The sequence below is a fragment of the Verrucosispora sp. CNZ293 genome (genome assembly GCF_002754655.1).
Genome location: NZ_PEFR01000001.1, coordinates 1,164,995 through 1,183,690, shown reverse-complemented (window position 1 = coordinate 1,183,690; position 18,696 = coordinate 1,164,995). Strand labels below are relative to the sequence as shown.

Genomic DNA, 18,696 nt, shown 5'->3' with positions numbered 1-18,696 from the left:
ACAGTTCCGACCGGGTCGCGGCTCACCGCGAGAGATCGCCGATCCGGCGGTTACGCAGGGCCCGGAGAAGCGTCTATGGCCCGGTCCAGGTGGTCGAGCCGGGCGAGGTCGGCGGCGCCGGCCCGGACCACGGCCGCGGCCAGCGCGGTGGTTGCCGGGTCGAACCCGCCCCTCTGCTCGGCGGTGGCGATCCGCACCGACTGCGTCAGATGCGCCCGCAGGTGCCCGGCGACCAGGTGGTGAAACGCCCGCCCGGTGGCCGAGCGCAGCGCTGTCAGTTCCTCGTCGGTGACCATCCCGGGCATGTCGTGGCCCTCGTGCGGGTTGACCACGGGCGCGCCGGAGTCGGCCAACAGCCGCCGGGACCGGGTCAGGTGGGTACGTTCACTTGTCTCGATCCGGGTGGCGAGCCGCCGCCAGGCCGGGTCGGTGGTCCGGCTCGGCACCAGGTCGAGCATCGGCAGCAGCCGTTCGGCCATGGCCACCGACAGTTGGAGCCAGGCGATGTCGGTGGCGCTGAACTGTCCGGTCGTACCGGGAAGAACTGCGGCGGGCGACGCGCCGGCCGGTGATGCGAGGGTTGGCGGCGGCCCGGTGCGCAGCGGCGCTGGTCGCGCGGCGGGTGGTGTTCCGGTGGCGCACCCGGCGAGCAGCAGTGCGGCGAGCAGCGCGGCGAGTCGAGGTCGCACGCGGCCTCCTTCGCGTCCGCCCGGCGGCGGGCCGGCACGACCGGGCCCGCCGCCGGGCGACACCTGTCGACTCAGAGCGGCCTGCCGTCGTGCCCGCACTTGATGACCGGACGGATGCAGTCGCGGACCCGGCGCGCCAGATCCTCCACCGGCCAGGCGTTGAAGAAGTCGCCGTGCATCGTGTAGCCGGGCCCGGAGGCGAGCCGGAACCGCGACGGGTCACCGTTGACCGGGTACCGCAGCACCTGCCGCAGCTTCGGCACCGGCACCGGGTGGCTGGCCGGGCAGGCCTGGTTCACCGGGTACGCCAGGTGACTCTTGTGGTCCGGCGAGTCGAGATCCCGGCCGTTCCAGCACTGCGGGAAGTCCAGGTAGGACTCCAGCATCGTGCCGGCCGGACAGTTGACGAAGTCCTTCGACGGCGGCACGTGCCCGGCATGCAGGCAGGACCAGCGGGCGATGCTGTCGCCCGGTCCGGCGGCCCGGGCGTTGCCGGCGACGAGCCGCAGCCCCAGCGGGAACGGCTGGGTCTGCGCGACGACGTCTGCGCGTACTCCTTCGCCCAGGTAGTAGAAGGTCGCGATGGAGGGCTCCACCGGGACGTTGTCGCGGTAGAGGGTCGGCACCCAGTAGGACGAGACGTCCACCCGTGGGTTGCAGGTGGTGGAGGATCGGACCAGGTCGGGCAGCGTGGTGTGGGCGTTTGTCACAGTGCTGCCGAAGAAGCTGTGCATGTGCGAGGCGCCGGGCAGGCCGGGGAAGATGATCGGGTCGTCGGGGAGCCGGTGACTGTACGTGCAGTCGGCGGGGAACTCCGCCACCCGAATGGCGTTGGTCCCCGGGGCGGCGTCGGCCCGTGCGGTGGTGGACACCACGTAGCTGCCGAGCAGCATGAGCAGGGCGCCGATCGCCGTGGCGAGGCGCAGTCGGGTACGGCTGGTGGGCAGGGATGCGGCCCTGTGCATCTCGGGACTCCTGTCGGGACGGGTCAGGGACACGTCCGGTGCCGCGCCGAAGACATCGGAGCTTCCCTGGCCAGACTGGTGGTGGCCGATCGAGCGATTGCGAGAGAGCGCTCTCACACACCAGCGTCACCTCGACGTCGATGCTTGTCAATACATGCCGCAGTTGGCGGAAAATGACGACCCGTGTCACCGGCCCGACGGGCGGTGCCGACACCTGGGAAAACAGCGGTGGGGTGCCGGCGAGTCGCCGGCACCCCACCCTTGTTCACCCCGGTCAGCCGGTGGAGCAGGTCGCGGTGGGTGTGGTGTTGTTGCCGTTCTTCCAGAGCGTGATGCCGAAGTTGTTGCCGTTGCCGTTCGGACGTGCGGTAAGCGTTCCACTGCTGCCGCTGACCGAGGCGTTCCAGCTGTTCTGCAGGCTCTGGCCGCCGTTGGTGCGGATGGTGACGGTCCAGTTGTTGCTGCCACTGACCGAGAAGGTCGTGTTGAACCTGTCGTTCCAGTCCTCGGCGCGCTGCACGCTGACCGAGCAGCCGTTGTTACCGGGCGGCGGGGTGGTCGGGTTGCCCGGGTTGCCCGGGTCGGAGCTGCCGCCCTCCCGGAGGGTGATGTCCGAGCTTCCCTGGCTCTGGTAACCCTCGGTCGCCATGATCTGGTAGTAGTGGTTGCCGAGGTTCAGACCAACACGGGCCCACGCGTCGAAGTGGTTGGCGGTGGTGATGGTGCCGCTGCTGCGCTTCTGCTGCCGGACGCTCCAGTACTGGTAGAACGTCTGGGTGCCGTCGATCGAGGGCTGGTTGACCCGCTGGCTGCGCAGGATGTCGTAGGTGCCACCGTCGGTGGTCACGCTGCCCAGCCGGGTGGCGCCGCTGCTCGGGTTGTAGCTGCCGAAGTTCTCGACGATGTAGTACTCCACGAGCGGGTTGCGGGTCCAGCCGTACAGCGCGAGGTAGCTGTTGTTGTTGCCCGGGTTGTAGCTGCCCGAGTAGCTGATCGTGCGGCGGGTGCCAGGGTTCCAGCCCTTACCGCCGACCCAGTTGTTGGTGCTCCTGCTCCACGAACTGGTGTAGCGACCGTTCTCGCGCAACACCATGCAGGCGTCGCCGCTGTCCTTCCAGAACGAGAAGAAGAACCCGTTGTGGGTGCCTTCCGTGTTCGAACAGACCTGCCGGTCGGCCTCGGCGTGGGCGGGGCTCGCCGAGATCGCGACGGTGCCGGTGCTGATCAGCGCCACGGCGCAGGCCGCACCGATGAGCGACCTGAGGCGTCCACGCCTGCGACTTCGTGGTGGGACGGGGACGTTGTTCATGCTTCCTCCTCATGACGGCTGGCCGGTGGCCAGCAGTGCGCTACGAACCGGCGGTCTCGGTGGCCGGGCGGCCACCATCGACTGTCGACGTCGTACCGGGTGGTGGTCTGCCGGTCGTCCTGCACGTGACCGGCGGAGTAGGTAGCGACAATCGACGATCATCTAATTCGTCGATGGCCAACAGTATTGGCTCGACGTCGCCGACCAGTCAACAACTTCCGGAAATATTCCCGAAACCTTCCCTCGGCCACCCGTCAGCGGGAAGTCACCCGTTGACCCTGGTCAGTAACGGCACGCTAGCCGGATGGTGCCGCGTAGCAGGTCGGCGGCCTACGCCAACACCGGACAGCTGTCAACCGGAAGTTCCAGCGACCTTCCGGATGCTCACCGGCCGAGGACCCCGTCCATGCTGGTGACCAGGGCTGCGGCGGCCGGCATCCGGGCACGGATTCGTCGCCTCGTGGCACACCGCAGGCGTGGACCCGCTCCGCGCACCGACCGGACGAGGATTCCCCACCTGCGCCGTGGCGACGCCTGTGACATCCGTCAGCCGTTGCCGGGATCGACGGCGAGCTGGCCGGTCAGCACCACCAGCAGCTCGAAGCGGGCGGCCGGGTCGTCCAGGTCGTCGCCGTACAGCTCACGCAGCCGCTTGAGGCGGTAGCTGACCGTCTGTGGATGCACGAACAGCTCGGTGGAGACCTCGGCGCGCGATCCCCAGTGCCGAAGCCAGGCGTGCAGCGTCGTCAGCAGGTTCTCCCGCTGGGCCGGGCGTAGCTGCGCCAGCGGCGCGAGACGACGGGCGGTGAGCACCGCCAACGCCCGCTGCTCGCCGCGCAGGGTCAGCGCGACCAGGTGGTCGTCGACGAAGACCGGGTCGGGAGCGGGGCCGACCAGAGCGGCGGCCAGCTCGGCGAGCCGGACGGCGGCGGGCACCTGGGGCCAGCCGAGTTCCGGGCCGACCACCGCCCGACGTCCGGCCAGCGCCGCGGCCAGCGGGGCGCGGGCCGCCCGGGGACCGGACCGCAGCAGCAGCACGGCGTCCCGACCACGCTCGATCACCAGCCCGTCCGGACCGTACCGGAACCGCACGTCGCGGGCCTGGTCCAGCGGCAGCAGTACGGGCACCACCGCGTCCAGGTCGGTCCAACCGATCCGGGCCGCCGCCGACTCGACCGCGCTGGGCAGACCGTCGCCGCGAAGCAGCAGCTCGGCGAGGTGTCGACGGCGGTCGCCCTCCCCGGCCTGCTCGCGCAGTTGCAGGGCGTACCCGTCGGTGCTCGCGGCGGCGAGTTCCGCGACGTACGCGCTCACCGCGTCGGAGAGGTCGATCAGCTCCTCCGGGTCGACCGGGCGCAGCCGGGCCAGTGACTGCGACGCCGTCCGCAGCAGCAGCCGGGCCGCCGTCCGCAGCGCGGCCAGCAGTGCCTCCGGCCCCCGGTCCTCCCGCGCCTCGGCGGCACCCAACCCGACGAAGACCTCCCGGGACCGGGGTGGCAGCGCCGGTTCTCCGGTGCCGATGAGGTCGAGGAAGCGGTCGAGCGCCACCTGCACGGCGGTGCGTACGTCCCGGGTGAACTTGTCGTCGGCGATGCCGGCGAAGGCGGGGGTGGCCTCGGTGACGGCGACCGCGACGGCGGCCACGGTGGCCGGCAGGTGCGGGCGCATCGCGGCGGCCAGATCGGCGGGCAGGTGTCGCCAGGGCGTCGCGGAGACGGGCGCGCTCACCCGGCGATTTTGTCATGGCGGGATAAGAAAGGGAGAGATTCTCACTGCCGAGGGGACGGTGATTCGGTCGGAGCACCCGCGCGACGATGGAGCCCACCGGCGACCGGGCCGTACGGGCGCGGCGGCCGACGAACCACCGGAGGAACGCCGTGCAGCACCGACTGTCCCGTCAGCACGTCGTCGACATGTGCCGCACCATGCTCGCCCGTGGCTACCTCAAGGCCACCGAGGGCAACGTGTCGGTCCGGGTGCCCGGCCACCGGCTGTACGCGGTCACCCCGAGCAACTACGACTACGACCGGATGCGGGTCGAGGACATCTGCATCGTGGACTTCGACGGCAAGCACGTGCCCGACGGCTCCGGAACCGACCTCAAGCCGTCCATCGAGTGCGGGATGCACGCCAACATCTACCGCGAGCGGCCGGACGTCAACGCGATCGTGCACACCCACCAGCCGTACGCCTCGGCGCTGGCCTTCCTGCGCAAACCGATCCCGGCCCTCACCGACGAGCAGGTGCGCTTCCTGGGCCGGGAGGTGGCGATCATCGACTACGCCCCGTCGGGCACCGGGTTCCTGGCCCGCAACGTGCAGAAGAAGGTGGCCAGCGGGGACAACGCCTTCATCATCGCCAACCACGGGGTGGTCGCCGTCGGCACCGACCCCGATCGGGCGGTGTTCAACATGGCGCTGTTGGAGAAGGTGTCCATCGCCTACCTGCTGGCGCTGACAAGCGAGGCGGGCAAGGTCCACACCATTCCCACAGCGATCCGGGAGATCGCCTTCAGCAAGCTGCGGGCCGACGAGAAGCGGATCGCCGCGCAGCTCACCGAGGCGGTCGAGCCGCTGCGGGTACCCGCCGACGAGGCGCTGCCGAGCGCCGACGCGGCAGCCGCCGAGGTCGCCGCCGCCCGGACCACCAGCACCACGTCGGGAGCGGCGGCGAGCGCGGCGGGCAGCGGGACCGTCGACGACGAGGCGGGCAGCGCTGTCGGCGTCGAGTCGGCGCGGCTCGGTTACGCGATAAGCGAGTACCCGGACGTCGACGATGTGATGCGGCGGCTGAAGGCACTTACCGCCCAGCCGCTACGCGGGCTGCGCCACGACGCGATGCTCGACGTGCTGAACTACTTCGACACCAGGTGCCGGGCCAGTAAGGAGATCACCGAACGGGCCAAGCGGCGCATCCCGGGCGGGGTGCAGCACAACCTCGCGTTCAACTATCCGTTCCCGCTCGCGGTCGACAAGGCCGACGGCGCGTACCTGGTGGACCGGGACGGCAACACGTACATCGACTTCCTCCAGGCCGGCGGGCCGACGATCCTGGGCAGCAACTACGGCCCGGTCAACGAGCGGGTCGCCGAGGTGGTCCGGGACTCCGGCCCGGTGACCGGCCTGTTCCACGAGTACGAACTGAAGCTCGCCGAGATCATCCACCGGTTCATGCCGCACGTGGAGATGTACCGGTCGCTGGGGTCGGGCACCGAGGCGGTGATGGCCGCCGTGCGCGGCGCCCGCGCCTTCACCGGCAGGAAGATGGTGATCAAGGTCGGTGGCGCCTACCACGGCTGGTCCGACACGATGGTGTACGGACTGCGGGTGCCCGGCACCTACCGGATGAACGCCAAGGGCATCCCCTTCGGGGCCACGGCCCGCACCCGGGAGGCGTTCCCGCACGACCTCGGGCAGCTCAAGCGCAAGCTGATCGAGAACCGGCTGCGCGGTGGCACGGCGGCGGTGGTGGTCGAGCCGGTCGGCCCGGAGTCCGGCACCCGGCCGGCGCCGCGCGACTTCAACGCCCGGGTCCGTGAGTTGTGCGACGAGTTCGGCGCGCTGCTGATCTTCGACGAGGTGGTCACCGGTTTCCGACTCGGGCTGGGCGGCGCCGCCGGTTACTTCGGTGTCACCCCCGACCTGACCGTGCTGGGCAAGGCGGTCTCCGGCGGCTACCCGATGGCCGGCGGTGTCGGCGGGCGGGCCGACGTGATGGCGGTCTTCGGTTCCGGGCTCGACGGCAGGAGCGGCGCGCACATCCAGGTCGGCGGCACCCTGTCGGCCAACCCGCTGTCCTGCGCGGCCGGCTACTTCGCCATCGAGGAGATGGCCCGCACCAACGCCCCGGTGATCGCCGGCCGGGCCGGCGACCGGCTGACCCGGGGGCTGCAACGGCTCATCGACTCCTACGGCCTGCCGTACGTCGCGTACAACCAGGGGTCCATCGTGCACCTGGAGTGCAGTGGCGTGATGCTGTTGGACATGCGCAACCCGGTGAAGCTGCTCAAGGAGAACAAGGCCCGCAAGCGGCTGATGGAGCAGATGGGCGCGGCCTACACCGCGCACGGCATCGTCACCCTGGCCGGCTCGCGGATGTACACGTCGATGGCCGACACCGACGAGGTCATCGACGACGCGCTCGCCCGGTTCGACCGGGTCTTCGCGCTCGTCGAAGGGGTCTGAGCCGGTGGCCGCCGGTCCGCCGCAGGTCTTCGCGATCGACCTGGGCACGTCGGGCCTGAAGGCCGCGCTGGTGGCCGCCGACGGCACCATCACCGGCTGGGCCGAGCGGCCGGTCCCGCTGCGGGTGCTGCCCGGCGGCGGCGCCGAGCAGGACCCGCTCGCCTGGTGGACGGCGCTCGGGCAGGTCGCCGCCGACCTGGGGCGGGACCATCCGGAGCAGATGCGGGCCGTCCAGGCGGTGTGCGCCTCCACCCAGGGCGAGGGGACCATCGCGGTGGACACCCACGGTGAACCGCTCACGCCGTGCATCAGCTGGCTCGACATGCGTGGCGCGCCGCACCTGCGACGACAGTTCGGCGGGTTTCCCGCGTACCAGGGGATGTCGGTGCGCCGGATCGCCCGCTGGCTGCGGCTGACCGGCGGCATGCCCTCCCCGACCGGCAAGGATCCCGCCGCCCACATGCTGTTCGTCCGCGACACCATGCCGCAGGTGTACGCGCGCACCGCGACGTTCCTCAACGTGCTCGACTGGATCAACCTGAGGCTGACCGGACGTACGGTGGCCACCGTCGACTCGATTCTGACCTCGTGGGTGACCGACAACCGGCGTCCCGGCGGCATCCGCTACTCCCCCGCCCTGGTCGCCGACTGCGGCGTCGAGGCGGACAAGCTGCCGCCGATCGTCGCCTGCACCGAGGTGATCGGCACGCTGACGCCGGCCGCCGCCGCGCACCTGGGGCTGCCGACGACGGTACGGGTGGTCGCCGGGGCGATCGACAACACCGCAGCGGCGATCGGGGCCGGCACCACCGGCGACAACGAGCCGCACCTGTACGTCGGAACCTCGTCCTGGATCGCCGCCCACGTGCCCCGGAAGAAGACAGACGTCGCCGCCGGCATCGCCTCGGTGCCCTGTGCGATCGGCGACCGCTATCTGATGACCGCCCTCCAGGCCACTGCCGGCGCCAACCTCACCTGGCTGCGGGACAAGATCGTGGAGTACGACGACCCGCTGCTCGGCGCCGGACAGCTCAGCCGCGACGAGGGTACGATCTTCGACGCCTTCGACACGATCATCCCGACGGTGCCGCCGGGTGCCAACGGTGTGCTCTACACCCCCTGGCTGTACGGCGAACGCGCCCCGGTGGACGACGCGAACCTGCGCGCCGGGTTCTTCAACATCTCCCTCGACACCAACCGCTCGGATCTGCTGCGGGCGGTTTTCGAGGGCGTCGCGTTCAACACCCGGTGGCTGCTCGGCGCGGTGAACCGGTTCCTCGGCGCGCCGGTCACCTCGATGGCCATCACCGGCGGCGGCGCGCTGTCGGACTCGTGGTGTCAGATCTTCGCCGACGTGCTCGGCGTCGAGATCCGCCGCGACGCCCACCCGCTCGCGGTCAACGCCAGGGGTGCGGGCTGGATCGGCGGGGTCGGCACCGGGCAGCTCACCTTCGCCGACATCCCGGGGCTGATGCGTACCGACCGGGTCTTCGTGCCGACGCCCGCCCACCGGGCCACCTACGACGAGATCTTCGACGTCTACCGGGAACTGCACCAGCGGCTCGCCCCGGTCTACCGCCGTCTCAACCGCAGCTGATCTGCCGAATCGACCACCAACCGTTTCCCATCAATCGGGAGCCGGGGCTGAGACGCCCGCCTGAAAGTTTCGGTAGCCATCGATCATGGCTTTTATCCTCCGATCGATGCGACGCTATGACGTCGGCTTCGGCCATCGACAGGAGGATACGTGCAGGCAATACGTCGGAGGCTCCTCGGAGCCCCGTCCGCTGACCGCGAGCAGGCTGATCCGGACCAGTCCGAATCGCCGCCCCAGTCCCGATCTGGACAAGAGCGGTCGGCGGGGGCCTTTCGAGTGGCGTCGCGCCTGCTGCGGCACGAATGGACGTTTGCGGCAATCGCCGGCCTGGCGTTTGCCGTTCTGCTCACCTGGCCGACGCTCAAGCAGCCGTGGACGACCATCCCCGGCGACATCGGCGATCCCCCGTTGCAGGCGTGGCAGGTCGCCTGGGCCGGGCATGCCCTCGCCACCGACCCACTCAACCTCTGGCACTCGAACACGTTCTTCCCGAATCTGTACACGTACGCCTACACCGACGTGGTGCTCGGCTATGCGCCGGCCGGTCTGCTCGGCCACGGTGTGGCGGCGGCCATCTTCCGCTACAACCTCCTCTACGTCCTGGCCCACGCACTCGCCTTCGTCGGGGCGTACGCCCTGGTGCGCCAGCTCGGGGGTATCCGGACGGCGGCGGCCGTGGCGGGCGTCGCCTGGGCCTTCGCGCCGTGGCGGCTCGCGCACAGCGGCCATCTGAACATCCTCTCCATCGGCGGCGTCGCACTGTGCCTGGCCATGCTGGCTCGCGGGCACGGCTGGTCGCTGCGGGACGGTCACCGACCGGCGCTGCACCGCCCCGGATGGGTCGTGGCCGGGTGGTTGGTCGCCGCCTGGCAGGTGACCCTCGGCCTGGCGATCGGCCTGCCGCTTGCGTACTTCCTGGCCGGCACCGTGCTTGTGGTCCTCGTGGCGGTGGGCTGGACCCGCTGGCGGACCGGCACCTGGGCGTTGAGTCGCCGGGTGGTGCTGGCCAACCTTCTCGGCGGGGCCGTCTTCAGTGGCGTGTGCATCTGGTTGGGGACCGCCTTCCTGCGGGTGGTGGAGCTGCACCCGGAGGCGCGCCGCGACCTGTCCTGGACGGAGATGTTCTCCCCACCCCTGCGGGGATACTTCGTCGCGCCCGCGGACTCGTGGCTGTGGGGCGAGCACTTCGCGGCCGCCCGCGCCCAGTTGTCCTGGCCGCCGGAGATGGCGCTGCTGCCCGGTGTCACGTTGATCGTGCTGGCCGTGGCCGGGCTGAGCTACTCGACGTTCCGGGTTCGTCACCGCGTCCTGCTCGGGCTCGGCGTGCTGGTCTCCGGCGCGCTCGGGCTGGGCAGCAACCTCGTCGGTCAGGGCGATCCGGGATACCTGACCCTGTCGCGGCTGCTGCCCGGATGGGACGCGCTACGAACCCCGGGGCGGCTGATGGTGTGGACGAGCCTGCTGCTCGCCATTCTGGCAGCAGGAGCGATAAGTGAGTTCGGCCGGAATCGCCCCAAGCTCGGGTGGCCGAAGTCGGTGAGCGCGGTCGCGCTCCTGCTGCCCCTGCTGCTGGTCACGGTCGAGGGCGTCAACCGGACACCGCACCCCACCGTGCCGACCGCCCCGCCGGCGCTGCGGGCGGCGACCGAGCCGATGCTGGTCCTGCCCAGCAACGGGGTGGCCGAATCCGACATCATGCTCTGGTCCACCGACGGATTCCCCCGCGTCGCCAACGGTTCCGTCACCTTCCTGCCGGCCGCTCAACAACAGATCCGCGCGGTCACCACGACCTTCCCCGATCCGGGCAGCATCGCATTTCTCCGGCAGGTCGGCATCCGGTCGGTGGTCGTCCTGCCGGATCGGCTCGCCGGTACGCCCTGGGACGGCCTGCCCACCCGACCTGTCGACGGCCTCGGCATCACCCGGGAGGAGATAGCCGGCGCGTTGGTGTACCGCCTCGGCTGAGACGACACGGGCGTCGTCCACGGACGACGCCCGTCACTCCCCGGGGGCACCCATCGGCTCGCGCACCAGGGCACCGTCGATGTAGCAGTAACGCCAGTCCTCGCCCTCCTCCAGCGACCGGATCAGCGGATGGCCGGTCTGCCGGTAGTGCTCCTCCGCGTGGTTGTTCACCGAGTCGCTGCAACAGCCCACCGCGCCGCAGGTCAGACACATCCGCAGCTGCACCCAGTCGTCGCCGCTCTCCAGGCACTGCGGGCACGCCTCGGCGTCGGACTCGGTGATGTTGATCCGGTCGAGGTGGGTGCAGGCGGTGCTGATGGTCTCCTCGCGCACGTACCGCCAACTGGAGTGCAGCAACCGGTCCGGGATGATCCGGGCCAGGTAGCGCGAGTTCGCCGCGAACAGCGGGCTCGCCACGGCCAGGATCAGCACGTACAGGGCGATGAACGGGCCGAGTCGCCCGTCCAGGCCGGCGGCGATGGCGAGGGTGCCCAGGATCAGCGAGAACTCGCCCCGGCCCAGCACGGTCAGGCCGACGTTCGCGGCGCCGCGTTGGTTGAGCCCGAACAGCCGGCCGACGATCAGGCCGGCCGACACGTTCATCACGACCGTCATCAGGACGGCCAGCAGCACCGGCAGCGCCACCGAGCCGAAGTCGCCCACGTCGATGCTCAGCCCGAACACCAGGAAGAAGACCGCCGCGAAGACGTCACGCAGTGGCAGCACCAGACGCTCGACCCGCTCCCGAATGGGGGTACGGGCCACCACCAGACCGATCATCAGTGCGCCGATCGCGTCGGAGACCCCGATCTCGGCCGACACACCGGCGACCAGCACGACCAGCCCGACCATCAGGACTGCCAGCAGTTCGTCCTCGTTGCTGTCGATCACCTTGCCGACCAGACGGGCACCGAAGCGGGCGACGGCGAAGAGCACCACCAGGTAGGCGAAGCTCAGGCCGATGCGCAGCACCAGTTCCCCGGCGGATCCGGCACCCGACAGCAGCGGTGACAGCAGCGCCAGGTACAGCGCGAGGAAGAGGTCCTCGATCACGATGATGCCGAGGATGACGGGCGTCTCCGCGTTCGCCAGTCGACGCAGCTCGATCAGCAGCTTGGTCACGATCGCCGACGAGGAGATGCCGAGCGCTCCGGCGATCACGAACGCCTCGTAGCCGCCCCAGCCCAGGGCGAGGCCGAAGAGCAGGCCGGCGCCGACGTTGAGGCCGATGTACGCGCCGGCGGCGACGAAGAGCCGTTTGCCGCCGCCGACCACCTGGTCGACCGGGAACTCGACGCCCAGGTGGAACAGGAGCAGCACCAGGCCGAGCGAGGCGAGCAGGCTCAGGTCCTCGGGATGGGCGATCAGCACCGGACCGGGGGTGCCGGGCCCGAGCAGGATGCCCGCGAGCATGAAGAACGGCACGGTGGGCAGGTTGATGCGACGACCCGCACGGGCCAGCAGACCCGCGATCAGGACGAGGGCCCCGAAGCCCACGAGGTCAGCGTGCACGGTGAGGACTCCTGGAGCGGACTGAACGACGACGCACGGGTCGGGACGACTACTCGGAGAAGTACGTGCCGGCCAGCAGGGCGCCCACCTTACGCGCCTGTTCCTCCGACATCTCGATCACGGCCACCGGGTCGTCCTGTCCGGAGGCGAAGACGTACAGGTCGCGGTTGCCGTCCCGGCGTACCACCACGGAGATCCGCTGGGTGTTGCTGCCCAGGTCTACGTCGTACCGCTTGCCGATTCCCGGCAGTTCCTGCACATATATCCCTTTGCCCATGGCCCCTCCCGCTACCCGGTCCGCGATCTCTGCGCAATGGTACGAGCCGGCCGGCGTCGTGCGGCTCGTGCCGTGTCCAGGAACGTTGGCGGCCGTGAACGTTTCTGGACACCGCACTAGATCACCACCTGCTTGTGCTGCGGCAGGGCGTCGATCAGGGACCGGGACACGTTTATGGTGTCCGAGACGACCTCGTGCGGGGTGTTGGCCATCCACTGCATGACCGAGATGTCCTCGAACCGGGGGTGGCGGAACATCTCCAGGAAGACAAGCGGCTCGTCGCCGGTGTTCTCGATGTAGTGCCCGTACGCGAATGGCACGTAGCCGACGTCGCCGGCCTGGAAGTCGAAGGTACGCGCGGCCGCCGAGGCGGCGAAGACGCCCATCCGTCCCCGCCCGGAGATGTAGTACTGCCACTCGTCGGTGGTCGGGTGCCAGTGCAACTCCCGCATCCCGCCCGGTTCGACCTCGACAAGGGCGGCTGCGGTGGTGGTCGAGGCGGCGAAGTTTGTCGAGTCGGCGATGCGTACGGTGCCGCCACGGAAGTGCTGCGGGGTCTGGGCGAGCAGCCGGTGCTTGAAGCTGCGCGGCACGTCCCCGGTCGGGCTGACCACGCGGTCCGTCGACAGCGGCGGCGGTACCGCCCCGGCGAAGATGTACTTCTCCCGTTGGGCCAGGTCGTCCAGCTGTTCCATGGACCAGCCGAAGTTCTTCGCCAGCACCGGTTTCGGCACGTGCGCGAAGAAATCGCTGAGCAGGAAGGTGTTGTTCTCCGAGAAGGTGCCGTCGTTGAAGACCAGCAGGAACTGCGCACCGTCCTGCAACGCCTGGATGTGGTGCGGGATGCCCTGCGGGAAGAACCACAGGTCGCCAGCCTGGACATCCTCGATGAAGTTGCGCCCCTCGTGATCGACGGCGCTGATCCGGGCGCTGCCGCTGAGCATGTACGCCCACTCCGACTCCTGGTGCCAGTGGATCTCCCGGTACGCGCCGGGTTCCAGGCCGAACTGCACGCCGGCCAGCTGGGTGGCCACCGGCAGGTCCCGCATGGTGACCTCGCGGGTCCAGCCGCCCTTCTCCACCCGGGTGTGTGCCTGTGAGAAGGAGAACTTGAGGTTCGGCACCAGCCGACTGTCCGTGGTGGGCGGCACCAGCAGGTCAGGATTCTGCCGCTCCAGCTCCACGTCGCGTCCGGCGAGCGGGGCTGCCCCCTGGTCACCGCGTCGTGGTTCGGGGTCCCTGTTCGCCACCTGCCAACTCCTCACCTGCTCCAGACGGTCTCCGCACGGCACCGCGCGCCGGGACGTTCGGCGCGCTGCCGAAGCTCGCCGCCGCGCCATCCGTCGCCGGGTCCGCCGCCGTGACGGGTGCGTCCGTGATCGCGCCGGCCGGGCGGCGGCAGCCCGGAATGCCCGGGACGTTGCCTCGCAAACGGCGACGGCGTCCACGATCCGGCCGCCAACGCGCCACGTCGTCGCGGCGGACGGGTCCAGACGGCCGATCAGCAGCCCCGGCACCCCTGGAGGATCGGTTTGTCCGATTCAGCCGAACGCGGGTCGCGCCTGCACACCGCAAGGCGCGACCCGGTGCGGTGCGGTCCTGGCTACGAGGTCAGTCGGAAGGTGGCGTCGTTGCGTGCCTGCGCGTCGTTTACCGGATCGAGCCGCAGCTGGTAGTTGTAGTGCCGGATGTACCTGTCGGGATAGTTGTACGACCGGAACGACGACCAGGACGAGTTGCCGAGCCCGGCGACCTGCCGGAAGGTGGCGTCGGCGGCGAAGACCGAGCTGCCGTCGTTGGCCGCCAGCACGAAGTCGAAGCCGTAGTGCCGCAGGTAGTGGCCGGGGTAGTTGACCGATTCGATCGACACACCGGCCGCGTCGGCCAGCCCGGGCACCACCCGGAACTGGGCGTCCTGGGCCGGGCTGACATTCGAATCGATACGGACGTCGTAGTTGGCGTGCCGCACGTACCGGTCCTGATGGGTGTACGCCTGGATCCGGTTGACCGGGGTGGTGGCACCCCAGCGTCCCAGTACCGCGCTCTCCTCGGCGGCGGTCAGGTTCAGGATCGAGCCGTGCCGTTTGCGGCTGGCACCCAGCTGGTAGTCCGTCCTGGTCCGGAAGTTCGCGACACTGCCCAGATTGTTGGAGGTGACAGGCAGGTAGCCCCGCCCGGTGGCGTACTGGTCGAGCCAGAGTGCCCACTCGTTACGTCCGTTGAACTGCATCCACATCGGACCTTCGACGACGTTGCCGCCGCCGGTGCCGTTGGAGATGCCGAGGTGCGAGAGGTTGCCCAGCGTCGTCCACGAGCCGAGGATCGAGTTGCTGGCCTCGATGGTGATGTGCCCGTCGGCCGATGCCCGGTAGTAGCGGTATCCGCCGACGGAGCCGGGCACCTCGACGATCTGGGTGTCGATGATGCCCTGGCCGCCGCCGGGCCGTTCGATGTAGAGCTGCGGCGCGGTGAAGCTGCGGAAGTCGCTGGTCCGGACGTACCAGATGCGGTGCTTGGTCACGCCGTCGCGCAGGGAGTTCGTCGCCCAGTAGACGACGTAGTCACCTGTCGCCTGGTTGTAGATGGCCTCCGGCGCCCAGGCGTTGCCGGCGCCGGGGATACCGGCCGCGACGTTGAGCAGCCAGGGAGCGGACCAGTTCACCAGGTCACGGGACTCCCACACGACAAGCGACGTGCTGCCCCGGTTCGCCGCGTCATTCCACGAGGTGCCACTGGCGATCCGCAGATCGGTGGCGACGATCCAGTACCGGTCTCCCGTGGGCGACCGGAGGAGGGACGGATCGCGTACCCCACGGGTGCCGATCGTGGACAGCAGCACCGGCGCGCCGTTGTTCAGATCCCGCCAGCTCAACCCGTCCCGGCTGTGGGCGAGGTAGACCTGCTCGCCGGTGGCCGACTCACCGGTGAAGTGCGCCATCAGGTAGCCGGTGAACGGGTCGAGCGCGGCGGCGGCGGCACGCGGTGCCTGGGCCGCCGGCAGCAACAGCAGACACAGGGCGGCGAGCAGGGCGCTCGCCCTGGTCAGGACTCTGGACATGCGACTCTCCGTCCGTCCGGCCCGGCCGACGTTAGCGCTAACATTCCCGCGCCGGGGCGGCCCTGGTCACTGTTTCGGGGGTGTTACGCAGTCTCCGCTTCGAATCGACAACCGTCAAGACGGTGATCGGCACCGGCGCCCGCCCACAGGCGACCATCACCCGGGATCACCGAACCTCGGCGCCCCTCCACCCCATCGCCGGGTCTGTCAGTCGAGCGGCTGGTCGTCCGCCTCGTCGCAGATCGCCGCCATCTCGCTCAGGTAGGCGGCCAGCGGTGCCAGACCCGCCGACGCTCGTCGCGTGTCGACACCTGCCTCGTCCCGGATCGGGGTGGCGGGCACCGGCCCGTCCGTACCGCATCGCATCTGCGTCCCGTACGCCTGCGGCTCGCCCTTGGCGACGGCTACCCGATCCTCGAGATACGCGAGGTTGCCGGGTGACGCCTGACCGCCCGCGACGGCCGCGCGCAGCAGGTCGAGCGCCTCCTGCTGAAAGGCGGGATCGAGGTCAGCGTGCTGGGCGATCACCCAGGCCGCGTTCTCGCCGTCCTTGCCGACAAGGTCGAAGGTCGGCCACCCGTACTCTCGGATGATCTCCTTCAATCGGGCGGTGCGCTGCTCGGCGGTGTCGGCCTGGGGGCGACCGTTCAGCTCGGCCTGGTCACGTTCGAGCATCCCGACCAGTTCGTCGTGCAGCCCCCTGTCGAAGCTGACGGCCGGCTGGGAGGTCGTGGGCAGCGACTGGCTCGGCGGCACCGGCGCCCCGGACGGCTCGGTGGAGCGAGGCGAGGAGGAGCAGCTCATCAGTGCGGTAAGGACGATAAGCGGCAACAACACTCGTCGTAGGACTCTCATGAGCACCCCCGTCGCCGACGTGTGGTTCCGACGCCGGCACCCTACCCAAGCCGACGTGCGCGCTGTTGCCCCCGCAGCCCGCGCTGGACCAGCCCCACACCCCAGCGTTGATCAAGAAGTTTTCGCTCGGCGGGCGCGTGCCGGCGACGAAAACTTCTTGATCAACGGGGCGGGCGGGTCGGCGAGCACTCCGGCGGTTACAGGTGGTTGGGGGCGGCGATGCCGAGGAGGTGCAGGCCGGTGCGGAGGGTGTCGCCGGTGAGGCGGCACAGGGCTAGGCGATTGGCGCGCTGCGCTCCGGTGGCGCGCAGCACCGGGCAGTGCTCGTAGAACGCGGTGAAGGTCTGCGCCAGCCGGTACAGGTAACCGCAGAGGCGGTGCGGCTCGTAGGCGGCGACCACCTCGGCGAGGGCGTCGGCGAACGCGTCAAGGTCGAGGATCAGCGCCCGCTCCGCCGGTTCCAGGGTGCCGGTCGGATCGACTGTCACGTCGGCGCCGTCGGCGCGGGCCAGGATGGAGCGGACGCGGGCGTGCGCGTACTGGAGGTAGACGCCTGTGTTGCCGGCCAGCGCCAGCATCCGCCGTGGCTCGTAGGTGTAGTCGCGGGTCCGGTTGGTGGACAGGTCGGCGTACTTCACCGCGCCGATGCCGACCTGCCGCGCCCGCTCGTCCAGGGCGGCCCCGGTCAGCCCGGGATTCCTCGCCGCGACCACGTCGCGGGCGTGATCGACCGCCTCGGTGAGCAGGTCGACAAGGCGGACGGTGTCTCCGGCCCGGGTCTTGAACGGCCGCCCGTCCGGGCCGAGGACGGTACCGAAGGCGACGTGGACGGCGGGCACGGCCGACGGCAGCCACCCGGCCCGCCGCGCGGTGTCGAAGACCATCCGGAAGTGCAGGGCCTGCCGGGCGTCGACCACGTACAGCAGCCGGTCGGCGTGCAGCTCCACGACGCGCTGCCGCAGCGCGGCCAGGTCGGTCGCGGCGTAGCCGAAACCGCCGTCACGCTTGCGTACGATGAGTGGCGTCGGCTCGCCGTCGGGGCCGCGCAGGTCGTCGAAGAAGACGCAGAGCGCGCCGTCGCTCGTCACCGCGACCTCACGCCGCTCAAGCTCGTCGGCGACCTCGGGCAGCGCGGCGTTGTAGGCGCTCTCCCCCACCGCGTCGGCGGCTGTCAACCGCACGTCGAGCCGGTCGTAGACGTCGGTGAAGTAGCGGGTCGACTCGGCGACGATGTCCCGCCAGGCGGCCACCGTGCCGGGGTCGCCGGCCTGCAACGCCACCACCCGCCGCCGGGCCCGGTCGGCGAACGCGGGGTCGGCGTCGAACTCCGCCCGTGCCCGCCGGTAGAGCGAGGCCAGCCGTCCCATGGTGCCGCCGTCGCCGGGCAGCGACGGATCGGGGTGCTCGACCTGGTGCTGGATGAGCATGCCGAACTGGGTTCCCCAGTCACCGATGTGGTTGCGCCGCACCACTGTGCCGCCGAGGTGTTCCAGGATCCGGACCAGCGCGTCGCCGATGATCGTGGAGCGCAGGTGCCCGACGTGCATCTCCTTGGCGATGTTCGGCTGCGAGTAGTCGATCACGGTGATGACGCCAGCCTCGGGGTACCGACACCGAGCCGGTCGTCGCCCATCCGGTCGGCGAGCTGATCCAGCAGCGCCCGGTCGGTCAGGTCGATGTTGACGAAGCCCGGGCCGGCCACATCCGCACTGGCCACCTGACCGTCGTCGGGTAGGCCGGCGACCAGCTCCGCCGCGACCTCCCGTGGGTTGCGGCGCAGCGTCCGCGCGGCCGCCAGCGCGCCGTCGGCCTGGAAGTCGGCGTGTTCTGAGCGCCGGATCTGCGGTGCCAGGTCCGCCATTCCCAGGCGGGCCATCGCGGCGGTGACGGAGTCGGACAACGACGAGGCCAGCGAGGGCACGGTCACGGGAACTCCCTGGGATGGGATGAACGGGATCGTCACGAGGCGTGCCGGCCGCACGGCAGGTGCGGGTACGGCGGAAGGAACGCGCGGGAGAGCCGGACGACTATCGTCGTCGCAGGCGCGAGCGGCGGACGGTGCCCAGCACCCGGTCCATCTCCACCGCCTCGAACGCCGGGCCGCGATCCGAGCGCGGCCAGATTCCGGAAGTGTACGCGCCGTCCGGCATGGACGCGGACCGGGTCCACGGATCCGTGGCGGCGAGAGGGCTCGTCGCCGTCGCGCGGTGGGGAAAACCCTGATTCCCTCGCGGCCGGTGCTGCCTAGGGTCGATCGCATGGGCCGTCCCTGACGCGCGCTGGTC

The 18,696-nt window shown here is 70.3% G+C and carries 12 protein-coding genes and 1 pseudogene; 3 read left to right on the top strand and 10 right to left on the bottom strand.

Annotated elements, in window-relative coordinates; all coding sequences use genetic code 11:
* Nucleotides 1-50: 50 nt before the first annotated feature.
* The 4 genes from CLT74_RS05375 to CLT74_RS05360 form a co-directional block, all read right to left on the bottom strand.
* Nucleotides 51-689: a DUF305 domain-containing protein gene (locus CLT74_RS05375; RefSeq protein ID WP_099845549.1), complete on the bottom strand. Its 639-nt coding sequence runs from the start codon at nucleotides 687-689 to the stop codon at nucleotides 51-53.
* 71 nt (nucleotides 690-760) lie between these two features.
* Entirely contained in the window at nucleotides 761-1,654 is an 894-nt protein-coding gene (locus CLT74_RS05370; protein WP_099845548.1) for a DUF1996 domain-containing protein, read from the bottom strand.
* A 274-nt stretch (nucleotides 1,655-1,928) separates the two neighbouring features.
* A complete protein-coding gene (locus CLT74_RS05365; protein ID WP_099845547.1) occupies nucleotides 1,929-2,963 on the bottom strand; it encodes a glycoside hydrolase family 11 protein in 1,035 nt (344 codons plus the stop codon).
* A gap of 546 nt (nucleotides 2,964-3,509) precedes the next feature.
* Nucleotides 3,510-4,691 (bottom strand): helix-turn-helix domain-containing protein, encoded by a 1,182-nt coding sequence (locus tag CLT74_RS05360; protein ID WP_486582013.1) that lies wholly within the window; start codon nucleotides 4,689-4,691, stop codon nucleotides 3,510-3,512.
* 149 nt (nucleotides 4,692-4,840) lie between these two features.
* Here CLT74_RS05360 and CLT74_RS05355 point away from each other — a divergent pair, with 149 nt between their 5' ends.
* The 3 genes from CLT74_RS05355 to CLT74_RS05345 all read left to right on the top strand — a co-directional run bounded on the left by CLT74_RS05355 (nucleotide 4,841) and on the right by CLT74_RS05345 (nucleotide 10,709).
* The gene (locus CLT74_RS05355; RefSeq protein ID WP_099851359.1) at nucleotides 4,841-7,147 is read left to right on the top strand and encodes an aminotransferase class III-fold pyridoxal phosphate-dependent enzyme; all 2,307 of its coding nucleotides are present in this window, start codon (nucleotides 4,841-4,843) and stop codon (nucleotides 7,145-7,147) included.
* A 4-nt stretch (nucleotides 7,148-7,151) separates the two neighbouring features.
* A complete protein-coding gene (locus CLT74_RS05350; RefSeq protein WP_099845546.1) occupies nucleotides 7,152-8,744 on the top strand; it encodes a xylulokinase in 1,593 nt (530 codons plus the stop codon).
* 276 nt (nucleotides 8,745-9,020) lie between these two features.
* Nucleotides 9,021-10,709 (top strand): hypothetical protein, encoded by a 1,689-nt coding sequence (locus CLT74_RS05345; RefSeq protein WP_486582011.1) that lies wholly within the window; start codon nucleotides 9,021-9,023, stop codon nucleotides 10,707-10,709.
* 33 nt (nucleotides 10,710-10,742) lie between these two features.
* Here the strand turns inward: CLT74_RS05345 and CLT74_RS05340 are convergent, their stop codons facing one another.
* From CLT74_RS05340 to argS, 6 genes and pseudogenes are all read right to left on the bottom strand, one after another.
* The gene (locus CLT74_RS05340; RefSeq protein WP_099845544.1) at nucleotides 10,743-12,221 is read right to left on the bottom strand and encodes a cation:proton antiporter domain-containing protein; all 1,479 of its coding nucleotides are present in this window, start codon (nucleotides 12,219-12,221) and stop codon (nucleotides 10,743-10,745) included.
* A 49-nt stretch (nucleotides 12,222-12,270) separates the two neighbouring features.
* Nucleotides 12,271-12,498, bottom strand: a complete 228-nt coding sequence (locus CLT74_RS05335) for a cation:proton antiporter regulatory subunit (RefSeq protein ID WP_099845543.1) — start codon at nucleotides 12,496-12,498, stop codon at nucleotides 12,271-12,273.
* Nucleotides 12,499-12,614: 116 nt separating this feature from the next.
* Nucleotides 12,615-13,748: a cupin domain-containing protein gene (locus CLT74_RS05330; protein ID WP_486582010.1), complete on the bottom strand. Its 1,134-nt coding sequence runs from the start codon at nucleotides 13,746-13,748 to the stop codon at nucleotides 12,615-12,617.
* 353 nt (nucleotides 13,749-14,101) lie between these two features.
* Complete coding sequence (locus CLT74_RS05325) at nucleotides 14,102-15,556, bottom strand: glycoside hydrolase family 43 protein (protein WP_099845542.1); 1,455 nt, start codon at nucleotides 15,554-15,556, stop codon at nucleotides 14,102-14,104.
* 207 nt (nucleotides 15,557-15,763) lie between these two features.
* Nucleotides 15,764-16,411, bottom strand: coding sequence for a DUF6624 domain-containing protein (locus CLT74_RS05320; protein WP_143697076.1), 648 nt, complete (start codon nucleotides 16,409-16,411; stop codon nucleotides 15,764-15,766).
* Nucleotides 16,412-16,608: 197 nt separating this feature from the next.
* Nucleotides 16,609-18,287, bottom strand: a pseudogene (argS, locus tag CLT74_RS05315) (arginine--tRNA ligase).
* Nucleotides 18,288-18,696: the final 409 nt, after the last annotated feature.